The 14,495-nt window shown below is 73.4% G+C and carries 13 protein-coding genes, 1 tRNA gene and 1 pseudogene; 6 read left to right on the top strand and 9 right to left on the bottom strand.

Annotation, left to right across the window (positions count from 1 at the left end):
• Positions 1 to 262: 262 nt before the first annotated feature.
• The gene (locus VNF07_07005; GenBank protein ID HVB05973.1) at positions 263 to 1,771 is read right to left on the bottom strand and encodes a hypothetical protein; all 1,509 of its coding nucleotides are present in this window, start codon (positions 1,769 to 1,771) and stop codon (positions 263 to 265) included.
• A gap of 35 nt (positions 1,772 to 1,806) precedes the next feature.
• On the opposite strand from VNF07_07005, the gene VNF07_07000 reads away from it, so the two are divergent.
• Positions 1,807 to 2,133 carry a hypothetical protein gene (locus VNF07_07000; GenBank protein ID HVB05972.1) on the top strand — a complete coding sequence of 109 codons (327 nt, stop codon included), beginning with the start codon at positions 1,807 to 1,809 and terminating at the stop codon, positions 2,131 to 2,133.
• Between the two features lie 253 nt (positions 2,134 to 2,386).
• Here VNF07_07000 and VNF07_06995 read toward each other — a convergent pair.
• The 7 genes from VNF07_06995 to VNF07_06965 all read right to left on the bottom strand — a co-directional run bounded on the left by VNF07_06995 (position 2,387) and on the right by VNF07_06965 (position 7,688).
• A tRNA-Glu gene (locus VNF07_06995) sits at positions 2,387 to 2,462 on the bottom strand.
• 26 nt (positions 2,463 to 2,488) lie between these two features.
• Positions 2,489 to 3,778, bottom strand: a complete 1,290-nt coding sequence (locus tag VNF07_06990; protein HVB05971.1) for a hypothetical protein — start codon at positions 3,776 to 3,778, stop codon at positions 2,489 to 2,491.
• Positions 3,775 to 4,362 carry a DUF2017 family protein gene (locus tag VNF07_06985; protein HVB05970.1) on the bottom strand — a complete coding sequence of 196 codons (588 nt, stop codon included), beginning with the start codon at positions 4,360 to 4,362 and terminating at the stop codon, positions 3,775 to 3,777. The genes VNF07_06990 and VNF07_06985 overlap by 4 nt, the downstream gene beginning before the upstream one ends.
• Complete coding sequence (clpS, locus tag VNF07_06980) at positions 4,362 to 4,658, bottom strand: ATP-dependent Clp protease adapter ClpS (protein HVB05969.1); 297 nt, start codon at positions 4,656 to 4,658, stop codon at positions 4,362 to 4,364. Before clpS ends, VNF07_06985 begins: the two co-directional genes overlap by 1 nt.
• Positions 4,659 to 4,671: 13 nt before the next feature.
• Positions 4,672 to 5,610, bottom strand: coding sequence for a COX15/CtaA family protein (locus VNF07_06975; protein HVB05968.1), 939 nt, complete (start codon positions 5,608 to 5,610; stop codon positions 4,672 to 4,674).
• Positions 5,611 to 5,652: 42 nt separating this feature from the next.
• Positions 5,653 to 6,435, bottom strand: coding sequence for a response regulator transcription factor (locus VNF07_06970; GenBank protein HVB05967.1), 783 nt, complete (start codon positions 6,433 to 6,435; stop codon positions 5,653 to 5,655).
• On the bottom strand, positions 6,432 to 7,688 hold the full coding sequence (locus VNF07_06965) for an ATP-binding protein (protein ID HVB05966.1): 1,257 nt from the start codon (positions 7,686 to 7,688) through the stop codon (positions 6,432 to 6,434). Before VNF07_06965 ends, VNF07_06970 begins: the two co-directional genes overlap by 4 nt.
• A 207-nt stretch (positions 7,689 to 7,895) precedes the next feature.
• Between VNF07_06965 and VNF07_06960 the strand changes: the two genes are divergently transcribed.
• From VNF07_06960 to VNF07_06940, 5 genes and pseudogenes are all read left to right on the top strand, one after another.
• A complete protein-coding gene (locus VNF07_06960; protein ID HVB05965.1) occupies positions 7,896 to 8,213 on the top strand; it encodes a DUF6112 family protein in 318 nt (105 codons plus the stop codon).
• A gap of 13 nt (positions 8,214 to 8,226) precedes the next feature.
• On the top strand, positions 8,227 to 9,285 hold the full coding sequence (locus VNF07_06955; GenBank protein HVB05964.1) for a hypothetical protein: 1,059 nt from the start codon (positions 8,227 to 8,229) through the stop codon (positions 9,283 to 9,285).
• Entirely contained in the window at positions 9,278 to 10,675 is a 1,398-nt protein-coding gene (locus VNF07_06950; GenBank protein HVB05963.1) for an SCO6880 family protein, read from the top strand. Before VNF07_06955 ends, VNF07_06950 begins: the two co-directional genes overlap by 8 nt.
• A gap of 1 nt (position 10,676) precedes the next feature.
• Complete coding sequence (locus VNF07_06945) at positions 10,677 to 11,903, top strand: ATP-binding protein (protein ID HVB05962.1); 1,227 nt, start codon at positions 10,677 to 10,679, stop codon at positions 11,901 to 11,903.
• Positions 11,904 to 11,929: 26 nt separating this feature from the next.
• Positions 11,930 to 13,582 (top strand): annotated as a pseudogene (locus VNF07_06940) (type IV secretory system conjugative DNA transfer family protein).
• 37 nt (positions 13,583 to 13,619) lie between these two features.
• On the opposite strand, the gene VNF07_06935 reads toward VNF07_06940, so the two are convergent.
• Entirely contained in the window at positions 13,620 to 14,285 is a 666-nt protein-coding gene (locus tag VNF07_06935) for a PhoU domain-containing protein (GenBank protein ID HVB05961.1), read from the bottom strand.
• Positions 14,286 to 14,495 lie beyond the last annotated feature (210 nt).

Below are 14,495 nucleotides of genomic sequence, written 5' to 3'. Positions count from 1 at the left end.
CGCTCGGCACTCCGGCCAGTCCACCGAAATCCCAGACGCCAGGTCCAGGGCGGCCGAAGGGGACCCGAAAACCGCCGAGAACCCGCTATCCGGCCATCAAAAAGGCTGCTTGACCAGGCCGTGAAGGTTTAATTACAAGCTTAAATGCAGCAACAATGATAGAGGCTCACACCTTGAAGCGACCCCTCGGGCGAATATGAAGACCTTGCCTGGAGGAATAGCGACTACCGCTTGGCGTTCGACACCGCCGTTGGTTCAGGCCCTACCGCCCGAGGTTCGGCCCCTCGCGTTCCGGCGCTGGCGGTGGTGGCGACGAGCTGGTCGTCGGGCTGCACCGCCTGAGGACCGCCTCGATTGCTGCATTGCCTGGCTCGCGTGAAGGCGGGACTTTCGACCCGCTCTCAGGCGAGCGAACGTTGGCCCGTTCGACCCCGGCCCGGCGTGCGGCGCTGCTGCCTCCCGGCGTTCGCTCTGTTCCACCTCTGTCCGCGCTGCCGGTCCTCTCTTCCGCTCGACGCGCTTCGATCCGCCGCGCGAGGTCGCCGGCCCATCGCACCTCATCCGCATGGTCACGAAGCCAGGTATCGCGTTGGGATTGCGCGGCACGAAGCGCTGTCAGTTCGCCGGCGGCTTTCTCTGCGTCGATGAGGTGATGGCGGGCCTCTTCGCGGGCGCGAAACGCGTTCTGCTCGGCGCGCTGCGCAGCGAAGAGCGCCCCATTAGCCCGCGACAACTCGCGGTAGGGGCGCTGCCGGGGCCCATTGCCGAGTGGAGCGGGCAGGTGCGCACGGATCGGCTCGCGCTCTGCTTCGCGTATCAGCGCTTCGGCTTCTGCTCGTTGCTCTTCGCTGCGCCGGGTCGCATCGTCTGCTGCATGGAGCTCGCGCCCCGCTCCTTGAACGTCGGCCCGCGGTTCCAAGGCGGCGATCTCTTTGCGCCGGTCCGGACCAATCGATCGCGCGACATGCTCGCGCGCCTCCTCGTAGAGATCGTTGAGGAGCGAGAGATCGTCGAAGCGTGAGAGGTTGTGGCGCATCACGTCGTGAGCAGAAGGACCCAGCTCCGCGCGGCCAATGATCCGGGCGAGGAGCTCGCCCGCGTCGAGCGAGGGTTTGCGCACGTGGCCCTCGGGAGCGTCGTCAGAGACGATCACGAACGCGCGGTTGTCCTCTCGCCCGCGGCTCATTGCGACGTAGAGCTGTCCCGCGCTCATCATCTCGTCGACGAGAACGATCGCGTTGTCGACTGTCTGGCCCTGTGCCTTGTAGACCGTGAGGGCGTAGCCGAGCGCGACGTGTTCGCGCACGTACTCCGCTGGCAGCTTCACTCTGCCGTTGTCGTCGAGGGCACGAACCCACAAGCCCCCGTCTGGGAGGCCTCCGACGACCTGCCAGCGGGAGCCGTTGCGGACGAACTCTCCCGTCGAGGTCTGGAGCCGCCGGTCGTTGTGCAGCGTCACGATCTCGTCGCCGTAGGAGGCGGTACCGGTCGCGATCGGTACCCCGTCGCGGTCGACCTCATCGCGCGCCACGAGCTCGGCCCGGCAACGCCGCGCGAGCTCCTCCGCGGTGGCGTTGTCGCCAGCCATGAGGAGGAGCGGGCTCCCCGCATCGCGCGCCTCGCGCCAGGCGCGAAACGCGGCGTCGAGCATCTGCTCGCGGCTCCCGCTCGCGATCCGGTCGTGACGTTCGTAGGCGGCAAGGATCGCCGGGTCGCGTGCTCGCAAGCGAAGAGACGCGGCGGCCTCCCACGCGTGGTGAAAGCGCCGCACCGTCTCCAGCTCGTGCGCGCCATGGTCGGAGACGAGTGTTCGAAGATGCCGCCCGGTCCAACCGCGCCGAGCTGGTGCGGATCACCGACCAAGACGAGCTTCGCGTTCGCGTCCTCGACCATTTCGAGCAGCCGCGCGAGGTCGTCGGTCCGAGCCATGCCGGTCTCGTCCAAGATCACGACGCTGCGGCGGCTGAGAATGACCGGCGATGTGGCGCGCTCGGCGTCGTGGAGGAACTTGGCGAGAGTCTCCGAGCGCAGGCCCGCCTCGTCGTGGAGGACCTTCGCGGCCATCGCCGAAGGGGCGAGGCCGATCGGCTCGTAGCCGGCGGCTTCCCACCCCGCTCGTGCCACGTCGAGTGAGCGCGACTTCCCCGCACCCGCTGGGCCGACGAGGAGGGCGACGCGTTCGCCTCCGCAGAGAAGACCGCGCACCGCGTTGCGCTGGTCATCACCGAGTGTCGAGGCCGCGAGGACGCTATCCGACCCAGTTACGAGCGGTTTCTGGCGGCCGTTCCGCTCGCGATCGCGCGCGTAGCGCGCGCGGCGGGAATAGTCAGGCCTCCAAAGCGACGCAATCAGGCCACAAAAAGTGGCTCTGAAGTGCTTGTTTAGGTGGCACCCCCAACGGGATTCGAACCCGTGTTTCCGCCTTGAAAGGGCGATGTCCTCGGCCACTGGACGATGGGGGCCGGCCCGTGCAAGGCGCCAGCCGAGGCTACTCGCGCCCCTCGCCGCCGCTGTCTGGCGCAAGGGCGGTGAGGTGCCACTCGGTCCCCTCCGGCCCGTCGCGCAGCTCGACCCCGAGCGCGGAGACGGCGTCGCGGAGCTGGTCGGCGTCGGAGAAACGGCGCTCGTCGCGCGCCCGCCGGCGCTGCTCGATGAGCAGCTCGACGAAGGGGCCGAGCACCTCGCGCGGGTCGCGCAGCCCCCCCACCGCGAGTTCGCCGAGGCGCCCGACCATGGCGCGGATGCTCGCCCGCGCGCGGGTGAGCTCGTCCTGACCGGGCACGTCGGTCGACCACTCGTGGAGCTCCTGCTCGAGAGTGAGCGCCGCCCCCGCCGCTCCCCGAGCGTCGCCTCCGCCGACCGCCCGGTCGAATTCGGCTTCCCGCTCGTGGATGAGGTCGAACAGTGGCGAGGCCGAGCCGGCGGCGTAGGGCAGGTCCGGTGGGGAGGCGGCCTGTGGCAGCGCGGCCACCCGGCCCGAGCCGTGGTCGAAGGCGGCAGCGATCAGCGTGTCGAGGGAGAGCCGGCTGCCGGTCTCGAAGGTCACCGAGCGGCCGTCCTTGCGGACGGTGACGACGCCGAGGCCGTGCACCTCCACCGAGCGCTCGTCGAGGTCGATGACGAGCGCCGTGTGCTCGTCGACACCGAGCACGAAGGTCTCCGCGGGGAGGAGCTCCTCCATCGCGGCCAGGCGGCGCTCGCCGAGGTAGCAGAAGTGGGTGTCGTGGGTGCCGCCCTCGGCGTTGTTGTAGTGGGGGATCACCGCCACCTCGAGACCGGCCGCACCGAGTACGCCGAGGCCGGGGAGCCAGTGGGGCTCGGCGCCGACCTTGTAGATCTCGTAGACCGGGACCGTGTGCGAGCCGAGGGTGAGCGCGGCGGCACTTGCGAAGGTCACGGCCCCGCCACCGGCGAGCTTCTCGCGCAGCAGCTGCGGGACGGCGGTCCCCTCCCAGCGGCGGAGCGCGTAGGTGGGGCTCCCGGGGCCGGAGAAGACGTAGCGGGAGCGGCGCAGCTGCGAGGTGAGGGTGTCGTCACCCTCCTCACCGGCAGCGACGTCGAGGGGCGTTTGCAAGCTCTCGGAGAAGTAAGTGACGGCGCGCTGGCCGAGCTCGCGCGCGTTCTCCTGGAAGCCGAAGGGTGTGCCGAGGAACAGCGACGGCACCGGGCGCGGCCCCAGCCGCTCGAGGATCTGCCGATGGACCTTCACCATCGTGGGCGAGAGCTCGCCCGAGCCCATCAGGGTGGCGATGCGCGGCAGCGTGCCCGGCGCGCTCACGGCTGTTCGGGGAGGGGCGTCCCGTCCCAGCGGAGGCCGCCGAGGGGCTCGCCCCACGGGTCGTCGGGCAGCTCGTCGTCGGCGCCGGGGATCGGTGGCGGAAGGGACGCCGAGAGCAGGTCGATCATCTCGCTCGCGAGGTAGGAGAGGTAGTGGTAACAGATCCAGTCGGCATAGCGGGGGTCCTCGGGATCCGGCTCGCCGGAGTCCTCGGACACCCCGAGCGAGGAGCCGAGGACGAGCCGCAGCGTGTTCAGCGCAGCGAGCCACAGCTCGCCCTCCTCGTGCGTGAGGTGCCTCGCGTCCGCGCTCTCGGCGAGCACCGCCAGCGCGGCGCGGTGGTGGGCGAGCAGCGGTGCCCTCGTCGTCTCGACGAAGCGGGTCTCGGCCTGCTCGTCGCGGGGGTTCGCCACCGGGAACAGGCGGCGGAGGTGCTCGGGCACCGGCTCACCGGCGGCGACCTCGCCGAGGGCGCTCTCGACGTGGCCGGGCAGCTCGCGGAGGAGCTCACGCTCCTCGGCGGGGAGGTTCACGTCAAAGCCCCCGTGCGCGGCGCGCAGCCGCCAGCGCTGGCGCCCGAGCATCAGGGCTGCTCCATCGTCGCCCACAGGCCGTGCTCGTGCAGGCGGGTGACGTCCGCCTCGGCACGCTCGCGCGTCCCGCTCGAGACGACCGCCCGCCCCTTGCGGTGCACGTCGAGCATCAGCTTCGTCGCCTTCTCGAGGGAGTAGCCGAAGAGCTTCTGGAAGACGAAGGTCACGTAGGTCATGAGGTTGATCGGGTCGTTCCAGACGATCACCAGCCACGGGCGGTCGGGCGCCTGGTCCTCGGCGTCCTGCGCCCCGACGACCGGAGCGACCTCGAGCGGCGTGGTCGTCATCGCCGCGACGCGCTCATCGCGCCACTGCGAGCTCGGCCTCGCCGCCGAGCGCCCCGCCGGTCGGTGCGGCGGCGACGGGGTGGTGCTCGTGCAGCGAGAGGTAGTAGCTGACAGCCGCGCACCAGGCGGCGGTCACCCCGGCGAGGTGCAGCTCCACCACCCCCGCCGCGTCGTGCAGGAAGTACTGGGTGTAGCCGATCACCCCCTGCAGCGCGAGCAGCTCGAAGAGCAGGCGCGCCTTGCGCTGGCTGGTCGCGGGCGCCTTGCCCTCGTGCAGGGCGAAGAGCAGCGCGAGGACGACACCGATGAGGAACAGGGCGACGGTCGAGTGCGCCTCGGCGATGTCGCGAAAAGCGACCGGGATCCGCTTGCTGCCGGCACCGCCGGCGTGCGGGCCGGCCCCGGTGACCGTCGTCCCGAGACAGACGAGGGCGGTGAGGACGACGAGCACGAGGCGCGAGAGGAGCGTGAGCGCGCCGCCGACGAGGGGCGCGACCGGTCCCGGGGGCGCCCCGGCACGGTGGAAGAGCACGAGCGCCACCGCGAGCACCCCGAGGGTGAAGACGAAGTGCAGGGCGACGAGGTAGGGGTTGAGGTGGGTGAGGACGAGCACGCCGCCGAGGACGATCTGCGCGACGAGGGCGCCGAGGATCGCGGCGGCGGGCCCGAGCAGGTCGCGACGCTCGCGACGGAGTCGCAGCGCGGCGAGGAAGAGCACGACCGAGAGCACCGAGATCGCGACGGTGACGAGACGGTTGCCGAACTCGACCCAGGGGTGGAGGGCGAGCTTCGGGGTCAGCCGGTAGCCGTAGCAGGAGGGCCAGTCCGGGCAGCCGAGGCCGGAGTCGGTGAGGCGCACGGCGCCACCGGTGACGACGAGGAGGGCGTAGCCGCCGACGGTCGCGGCGACGATCTGTCGGAAGCGGGCCGGGCTCACCGGGAAATGGCGCACGTCGGCGTCATCGTACCGAGGGCCCCACGGGCCGCCGACGGCTCAGTGCCGGGCCGGGTCCTCGAGGCGGTAGCCGAGGCCGCGGATCGTCGTGATCATCTGCGGCTTGGAGGGGTCGAGCTCGATGCGCGAGCGGAGGCGCTTGATGTGCACGTCGAGGGTCTTGGTGTCGCCGACGTAGTCGAAGCCCCACACCCGGTCGATGAGCACCTCACGGGTGACCACCCGCCCGGCGTTGTTCAGCAGCTGGGTGAGGAGCTCGAACTCCTTCAGGGGGAGCGAGACCTCGGCACCGCGCACCATGCACTCGTGGCGGTCGAGGTCGAGGCGGATGTCGCCGATCTCGAGGACGCGTTCCGCGAGGGCGGCCCGCGGCGCCTCCTCCGCCACCGCCGCCGCGGAGGCGACAGCCGCCGGCGCCGGCGCCGGCGTGCGGCGCATCACCGCCCGCATCCGCGAGACGAGCTCGCGCAGGCGATAGGGCTTGGCGACGTAGTCGTCGGCGCCGACCTCGAGGCCGACAACAGTGTCGATCTCGGTCGACTTCGCGGTCACCATGATGATCGGGACCCCGGACTGGGCGCGGATCGCCCGGCAGACGTCGAGGCCCGACATCTTCGGGAGCATCACGTCGAGGAGCACGAGGTCGAAGCTGCCGTCGCGGAAGGTCGCGAGGGCGTCCGCGCCGTCGCGGGCGATCGTCACCGCGAAGCCCTCGCGCTCGAGGCCGACGACGAGCGCGTCGATAAAGGACTCCTCGTCCTCGGCGAGCAGCACCTGGGTCGGCCGGTCGCCCTCCCCGTTCCCGCGGGGCGCCGCGCTCACCCGTCGCCCCGCGGCTGCAGCGGGAGGTGCAGCGTGAAGGTCGCGCCCTCCCCCTCGTGGGAGTCGACCTCGACGAAGCCGTGGTGGTTCTGGGCCACGTGGCGGACGATCGCGAGGCCGAGGCCCGTCCCGCCGGTCGAGCGGCTGCGCCCGTGGTCGACGCGGTAGAAGCGCTCGAAGACGCGCTCGAGGTCGCGGACGGGGATCCCGATCCCCTTGTCGGCGATGGTGATCGTCACCTCGTCGCCCTCGCGGGCGCCGCGCAGGTGGACGACGCCCCCCTCGTAGGAGAACTTCACCGCGTTCTCGAGGAGGTTGTAGACGGCCGAGGTGAGCTGGCGGCGGTCGCCGAGGACGGCAACGGCGGGGTTCGGCTCCTCGAGCTTCAGCTCGATGTCGCGCTGGTCGGCGGCGGCGCGCACGCGCTCCACCGCCTCGGCCATCACGAGGTTCACGAGGACCGGCTCGCGCGGCGGGGACTCCTCGCTCTCGATGCGGGAGAGGTCGAGGAGGTCGTCGATGATCCGCGAGATCCGGAAGGCCTCGGTGTGGATGCGCTGCGCGAGGCGCAACGAGATCTCCGGCTCGGTCTCGTCGAGGAGCGTCTCCGCGAGGAGGCCGAGCGCCCCCATCGGCGTCTTCAGCTCATGGCTCACGTTGGCGACGAAGTCGCGCCGCACCTCCTCGAGGCGCCGGCGCTCGGAGACGTCCTCGATCACCGCGATCACCCCGAGCGCGCGCTGGCCGTTGTCGATGCTCTGGGTGCGGACGACGAGGGTGCGCCGCGGCGGGCCGTAGAGCTCGAGCGTGCGCTCCTCGGAGGCGCCGGGGCCCGTCTGGGCAAGCAGGTCGTCGACCGCCTGCGCGGCGAGGGCGTCACTGTGGCGGTTGCCCATTAGCGCGACGGCGCGGGCGTTGCGGAAGACGGCGTTGCCCCGCTCATCACAGACGACGACGGCCTGGGGGAGGGTGTCGAGGGCGCGGCGGAGGCGGATCGCGTCGGCGCTCGCCTCGGCGACGGTCACCGCCGCGCTCTCGGTGGCGCGCTCGACGTAGCCGAGCACCTCCTCCACGCGGCGGGGCTCGGCGGCGAGCTGGTCGCCCCCGAGACGGGTACCGAGTGCGGTGAGCCGTTGTCGTAGCGGGCGCACACCCCGTCGCCCGCCGAGGAGGTAGGCGGCGATGATGAGCAGGAACGCCCCTCCGGCCGCCGCGGCGACCACCGCGGGAGCCGCCTGGAGCACCGCCGTCACCGAGTTCGTACCTCGTCGGCCATCACTCCAGCATGACAGTTCTGCCGCAGCGGGGCTTTCGCGCCGGGCGTTGAATGAAATGCCATGAAACACCTTGACGGGGCTGCGCGCCGCCCGTAGCGTCGCCTCTGCTGCCAAGCAGCTCGTCGGGAGCCCCCGACCTCCCGGCCGGCACCGTGCCGACCGTTTGGTCTGGGGAGGTGTCCCGTGCCCGCTGTACCGTTCCTCGCGCCGCTGCTCCTCGGCGCAGACTCGATCACCCTCAACCCGAGCTCCGGCGACCTGCCCGGGAGCGCGGTCCTGCAGAAGCTCGCCGACGGCATCGGCTGGTGGGCGCTCATCGTCTGCCTCGTCGGTCTCGTGATCGGTGCCGCCGCGTGGGCGATCGGCTCGCACACCAACAACTACCAGCACGCCTCGGCGGGGAGGCGGGCGGTGCTCGTCTCGGGAGCCGCCGCCCTCGTGATCGGTGCGGCACCGGCGCTCATGAACTTCCTGTTCGGTGCCGGACAGGCGGTGCACTGAGTTGCCGCCCTCGGTGTTGCTCGGGCTGCTCGGACTCCCGCTGACCCCGGGCTCGATCGTCTCAGCCCTCCTGAAGGGGCTCGCCAGCTGGATCACCACCGGCGCCCAGGGCCTCGTGCGCGCGCTCGGCGCGGTGCTCGACTCGACCACCTCGCCGCCGCTCGGTGCCGCCTTCTCCGCCGAGCTCGGCCTCGTCGCACGGTTCTCGGCGGCGCTCGTGCCGGTCTTCCTCGCCGGGGCGGTGATCGACGCCGTCCTGCGCCAGGAGCTCGCTCGCCTCGGGCGCACGTTGCTGGTGCGCCTCCCCGTCGCGCTCCTCGGCTCGGGGGCCGCGATCGAGGCGGTGCTGTTGTTCCTGCGGGTGACGGACACGCTCTCGAGAGGCGCGCTCCGCCTCGCCGGCACCCCCGCCGAGCAGTTCGTCTCGCGCCTCGCGGTGCTGCTCGGCACGACCCAACAACCCCTCGTGCTCGCGGGCTTCGAGGCGGTGCTGCTCGCCGTGCTGCTCTCTGCCGTTGCGCTCCTGCTCTGGGTCGAGCTGGCGGTGCGCGGCGCGGCGATCGCGGTGGCGCTGCTCTTCGTCCCGTTGGCGCTCGCCGGTGTGCTGCTCCCCTCGACGGCGCACTGGGCGCGGCGCCTCGGGGAGACGCTCTTCGCGCTCGTCCTCTCCAAGCTCGTCATCGCCTGCGTGCTCGCCCTCGGGGTGGGGTCGATCGGCGAGCCCGCCGGGGCCGGCGGCTTCGTCGAAGGGGTCGCCCTGCTGCTCCTCGCCGCGCTCTCGCCCTTCACCCTGCTGCGCCTGCTGCCGATGATCGAGGCGGGGGCGATGGGCCACCTGGAGGGGGTCGGGCGGCGGGGTTTGCGTGGCGCGGCCCTCGCGATCGGGAGCATCCCGCTCCCGGTCGGCGAGGGGGCGGCGGTGGGAGCGCTCGCGAGCGCGCCGATCCCGATGCTCCCCGGCACCGCGCTCGGACCGGAGTTCGACGTCGAGGTGGAACAGGTCCGCCGCGAGCTGTTCGGCGGGAGCGGGGGGCACGCCGCCGACGACGAAGCGAGCCCCGACGGTGCCTGAGCACCGCGCCTTTCGCTTCGGCCCACGCGACCGCAGGGGCCTGATCGCCGGCGTCCGCACCGGCCAGGCGGTCGTCGTCGTCACCTCGCTGCTCCTCGGCCTGGCGGGCCTCTACGCGCTGCGCGGCGGGGAGCGGGCGCTCGTCGCGGTGGTCCTCCTCCTCGGCGCCGCGGTCGCCTTCCTTCCCGTCGGCGGCCGCACGCTTGAGGAGTGGGCGCCGGTCGCGGCGCGCTTCTCCTCGGGCGCGGCGCTCGGCACCCGCCGTGACACCGTGCGGCCGACGCGCGGCCCGCGCCCACCGGCGGCGCTGGCGGCCTTCTCGGTCCTCGAGCTCGCGCTCCCCGACGGGGCGAGCATCGGTGCGCTGCACGACGCACGCGCCGGGACGCTCTCCGCGGTGCTCAGCGCCGAGGGTGGAGCGTTCGCGCTGCTCGACCCCTCCGAGCGGGCGCGGCTCATCGAGGCCTGGTCCTCGGTGCTCGCCTCCGCCGCGCACGGCACGGCGCCGGCGCGCCTGCAGTGGATCGTGCGCAGCGTCCCCGACGCCGCCGCCGAGCTGCGGGAGCGCATCGCCGCGACGTGGAAGGCGCCGGCGGCGGCGGCGGTCCGCTCGGCGCGGGCGAGCTACGAGTCCTTCGTGGCGCGTGAGCGGGCGGGCGCGCTGCGCCAGGAGACGCTGCTCGTCGTCACCGTGCGCGCCCCCTCGAGCGCGCGGCGCGCCGGGGAGGCGGCGCACGCGCTCGCCGGCGCGGTCGCGAGCTATGCGCACCGGCTACGGGAGGCCGGCGTCTCCCTCGACGGCCTGGCATCGGCGCCCGGGCTGCGGGCGATGCTGCGTCGCAGCTTCGATCCCACCCCCTTGCTCGGCGAGGTGCACTTCCCCTGGCCGGTGGACGTCGACGAGACGTGGGCCACGCTCCGTACCGACGCCACCTGGCACGCGAGCTACTGGATCGCTGAGTGGCCGCGCCACGAGGTCGGCAGCGACTTCCTCCTGCCGCTCGTCGCCGGTGCCGCCGAGCGCCGGGCGGTGTCGGTGGTGATGGCGCCGATCGCTCCCACCAAGGCGACCCGCTCCGCGGAGCGCGCCCGCACCTCGGTGATCGCCGACGACGAGCTGCGCCGCCGTCACGGCTTCGCGCTCTCGGCGCGCACGCGCCGCGAGCAGCAGGCGGTGTTGCGCCGTGAGGGCGAGCTCGCCGAGGGCCACGCCGCCTATCGCTTCTCCGGCTTCGTGACGGTGAGCGCCGCCAGCGCCGAGGAGCTGGAGGGCGCCTGCAGCCGGGTCGAGCAGGCGGGGGCGCTCGCCCGCCTCGAGCTCCGCCGCCTCTACGGCTCGCAGGCCGAGGGTTTCTGCTGCACGCTGCCCGTGGCGCGCGGCTGTCGCTGAGGTGCGCCTCCCCGCGCACGAGGCGACGACGGCCCAGCTCTGCGCCGCCTACCCCTTCGTCGCCCGCCCACCGCTGCCGGGCGGCGGCGTCCTCGTCGGTCGGGAGCGCTCGGGCGGTGCCTTCGTGCACGACCCCTTCGAGCTCTACCGCCTCGGCGTGCTCACGAACCCGAACCTGCTCGTCCTCGGCCAGATCGGGCGCGGCAAGTCCGCCTTCGTGAAGTCCTACCTCTACCGGCAGGCCGCCTTCGGGCGGCGCATCGTGGTGATCGACCCGAAGGGGGAGTACGGGCCGCTCGCGGCAGCGCTCGGCGTCGTCCCGGTCGCGCTGCGCCCGGGCGGCAGCCTGCGCCTCAACCCGCTCGAGCTCGGAGGCGGCGACGAGGGGGAGCGGCGTTGCCTCGTGACCCTCGCGGCGGTCGCCGCGGCGCTCGTCGGCCGCGCGCTCCGACCCCTCGAGCACGCCCTCCTCGAGCAGGCGCTCGCCCCGCAGGGCGCTGGTCCGGTGCGGGTCATCGCGACGGTCGTCGACGGGCTCCTCGACCCGCCGCCAGCTACCTGCCGGGCGTTGCGCTCCGGCGAGGAGGAGCTACGGCGCGAAGGCCGCGACCTCGCGCTCTCGCTCCGCCGTCTCGTCGCGGGCGACCTCGCGGGCCTCTTCGACGCTCCGACGAGCCCCGAGGTCGACCTCGGGGCGGCGGCGGTCGTCCTCGACCTCTCCGCGCTCTACCAGTCGAGCGCGCTCGGCGTCGCCATCGTCTGCGTGCAGGCGGTGCTCGAGGCGGCCACCACGCACGGGCACGGCCCGACGCTGCTCGTCATGGACGAGGCGTGGGCGCTGTTCGCGAACCTCGCCACCGCGCAGTTCCTGCAGGCGTCGCTGAAGCTCGCTCGCGCCCGCGGCGTCGCCAACGTGCTCGTCACCCACCGCCTCTCGGACCTCGCGGCGGGCGCTCCGTCAGGGAGCGCCACCGCCCGCCTCGTGGAGGGCCTCGTCGCCGACTGCGAGACCGTCGTTGCCTACGCGCAGCCCGACTCCGAGATCCCGCTCGCGACGCGCACCCTCGGCCTTTCGGGGGAGGAGGGGCGCCTCCTCCCCCACCTGCGGCGCGGGACCGCCCTGTGGCGCGTCGGCGGCGTCCCCTACCTCGTCGAGCACCGCCTCGCGGCGGCCGAGCGGGCGCTCGTCGACACCGACGCCGCGATGTCGGCGCTCGCCGCGTGCTGAGGGCGGTACGCCCTGCCTCCGGGCGCATGGCGCGGCGCCCGACGCGGTCCGCCTCGCGGATGACCGAGGAGGGCGTGGCCCGGCTGCTCCTCGGAGCGCTCGCCTGCCTCTGCGCCGTCGGCCTCGCGCTCTGGGGGGCGGGGGCGCTCGCCCTTGTCCTTTCCGGTCGCGATCCGCTCGCGCTGCCGCTCTCGCGCGCCCCTGAGCTCGCGCTCTCGGTGCTCGCCCATCCCCGTCGCCCGGCGCTTGGCTGGCCGGGGCCGCTGCGCTCCCACCTCCCGCCGCCCGCGCTGCTCTACCTCGCCGCCGCCTGCTGGCCGCTGCCCGCGCTCTATTTCGGCCGACGGCTGCTCGGCGCCCGCCGCAGGCCTCGCGGCCCCGGGCCGGCGGCGTGGGCGGAGGGACGGGAGGCCCGCCCGCTGCAGGTCCGCGGGCCGCTACCGGGGCGGCTCGTCCTCGGTACCCTCGGCCGCGGCCTCATCGCCGCCGAGGCCGCGCAGTCCCTCCTCGTCCTCGGCCCTACCCAGTCCGGCAAGACCAGCGGCCTCGCGATCCCCGCGCTCCTCGAGTGGCAGGGGCCGGCCGTCGCGACGAGTGTGAAGGGCGACCTGCTGCGCGAGACGGCTGACTGGCGGAGCCGTCTCGGACGGGTGCAGGTCTTCGATCCGGCCGCAGTCTCCGGCCGCCCGAGCGCGCCCTGGTCGCCGCTCGCGGCGGCGGCCAGCTGGGCGGGCGCTCGCCGCACCGCCGCCGGGCTGTGCTCGGTGGCGAGCGCGCGTGGCGGGGGAGTGGAGGACGGGGCGTTCTGGTTCGCGACCGCGGAGAAGCTCCTCGCGCCTCTGCTCTTCGCGGCCGCGACGAGCGGCGCCTCGATGGCCGACGTCGTGCGCTGGGTCGACGCCGTGGAGGTCGACGAGGTGCTCGACGCGCTCGAGGTGGCGGGGGTGCCCGAGGCGCTGCTCGCTGCCGAGGCGAGCTTCCGCCGCGACGCCCGGCAGCTGAGCTCGGTGTACACGACGGCCGAGACGGTGCTCGCCGCCTTCGCCGACCCCACCGTGCGCGCCGCGAGCGACGGGAGCGAGGTGCGCGCCGAGGCGCTCCTCGACGGCGGGGCGCACACCCTCTATCTGGTGGCGCCGCCCCGCGAGCAGGAGCGCCTCGCACCGGTCTTCGTGACGCTGCTGCGCGAGGTGCTCGCCGCCGCCTTCGCCCGCGCCGAGGCCGAGGGCGGGCGCCTCGCCTCACCGCTGCTCGTCGTGCTCGACGAGGCGGCGAACATCGCCCCCCTCGACGACCTCGACACGATCGCCTCGACGGCCGCGGCGCACGGCGTGCAGCTGGTGACGGTCTTCCAGGACCTTGCCCAGCTCGACGCCCGCTACGGGCGACGGGGCGCGACGGTGCTCAACAACCACCGGGCCAAGCTGCTCTGCCCCGGTGTCTCGGACGGCGCGACCCTGCGGCAGCTGAGCGAGCTGATCGGCGACGCTGAGGAGGTGGGCGAGGGGGAGAGCATCGACGCCGACGGCCGCCGCGCCGTGAGCCGCAGCCCCCGCGAGCGGCGCCTCGCCCCCGCGGACCGCCTCCGCCGCCTCGCCGCCGGGGAGGCCGTCCTCCTCTACGGCAACCTCGACCCGATGCGGCTGCGCCTCCGCCCCTGGTTCGAGGACCGAGCGCTGGCGGCGCGGGCCCGCTCGGGGGAGGTCGGCGGCGCGCTCAGCGGGCGACCGCGGGGTCGCCGAAGAGGTCGCCGAGCGAGAGGGCGCGTGCCGGCACACGCTTCGCGAGGTTCACGACATGGTCGCCGAGGCGCTCGTAGAAGCGGCCGATCAGGTTGAGCTCGATGACCACGGGGATCGTCATCTGCCCCTCCTCCAGCTCGGCGGCGAGGTCGTCGTGGAGGCCGTCCATCTCGTCGTCGCGCTCCTCGAGGCGCGCCCCGACGTCGAGGGCGCCGTCGCCGTAGGCGTCGGCGGAGGTCCGCCACATCGCCGAGGCGACCTCGCCCATCCGCTCGACGAGGCCCCGCGAGCGGGCCGACATCTCGCTCGAGAGGCTGCCGATGCCGCGCCGCGCGATGTGCTCGGCGAGGTCACCGGAGCGCTCGAGCTCGGGGAGGAGGCGGAGGACGTCGATGAAATCGCGGAGCTCGGCGGGCGAGAGCTCGCCGCGAGGTTCGCCTCGACGAGCTGCTCGATCTCCTTGTAGAGGGCATCGATCGCGAAGTCGCCGGTGACGGTCGTCCTCGTCGCCGCCCGGTCGCCGGACAAGGGCGAGGGTCGCCCCGGCGATGGCGTCGCTCACCCGCGCGACGAGCTGGATCACGAGGCGGTCGGTCTGCCCAACGACTCCCGGCGGCGCCCCGCCGGCCTCGGCTCCCATGGGCCGGAGATACCGGCCCATGGTCGCCGCGACCCCTTCGCCGGACGCCCCAGGGGGCTGATATTTTCCCAGTTCAGCAACGCAGAGCCTCTTTGGGGCTCGCCGTGCCGAGCGAAGATTGTGCGCCGCGACGGGCCGTTGCTCCGGTCCGATCTGAAGCGCACAATTGCCTCGTCGGTCCCGGTCAGACACCGAAGCCTCTGTAGTGCC

It is taken from the genome of Acidimicrobiales bacterium (assembly GCA_035533595.1).
Classification (GTDB): domain Bacteria; phylum Actinomycetota; class Acidimicrobiia; order Acidimicrobiales; family Bog-793; genus DATLTN01.
The sequence above is the reverse complement of the archived record's forward strand: the minus strand, read 5'-3'. Positions and strand labels throughout refer to the sequence as shown.

What these genes read in the sequence shown, in the direction of transcription:
- VNF07_06985 (HVB05970.1), bottom strand. Translation starts at nt 4,362, where the DNA reads ATGCTCGGGCGCCAGCGCTGGCGGCTGCGCGCCGCGCACGGGGGCTTT.
- clpS (HVB05969.1), bottom strand. Translation starts at nt 4,658, where the DNA reads ATGACGACCACGCCGCTCGAGGTCGCTCCGGTCGTCGGGGCGCAGGAC.
- VNF07_06935 (HVB05961.1), bottom strand. Translation starts at nt 14,285, where the DNA reads ATGGGAGCCGAGGCCGGCGGGGCGCCGCCGGGAGTCGTTGGGCAGACC.